The following is a 341-nucleotide window of genomic DNA, read 5'->3' as shown; positions in this document are numbered from 1 at the left end:
AGCACGAGAGCACGAGAGCACGAGAGCACGAGAGCACGAGAGCACGAGAGCACGAGAGCACGAGAGCACGAGAGCACGAGAGCACGAGAGCACGAGAGCACGAGAGCACGAGAGCACGAGAGCACGATGGAAGACGAACTGATTGTGCTGTCAAACGCGGGCTTTGTGTGTGAAGCCTGGAACGCGAAAAGCGCCTGTTCTCTGTGTGAGCGCTGCGCTATGTCTGGATTGTGTCTATATGTGGGGGATTTTGGTTGCGGGGGCAGGATTTGAACCTGCGGCCTTCAGGTTATGAGCCTGACGAGCTACCGGGCTGCTCCACCCCGCGAGGGTGTTGGGGT

At 58.9% G+C, this 341-nt stretch carries 1 tRNA gene; it reads right to left on the bottom strand.

From position 1 onward, the window contains the following. Positions 1 to 251: 251 nt before the first annotated feature. A tRNA-Met gene (locus ACWNRM_RS15205) sits at positions 252 to 328 on the bottom strand. Positions 329 to 341 lie beyond the last annotated feature (13 nt).

The organism is Asaia sp. A2, from assembly GCF_057319415.1.
The sequence above is the reverse complement of the archived record's forward strand: the minus strand, read 5'-3'. Positions and strand labels throughout refer to the sequence as shown.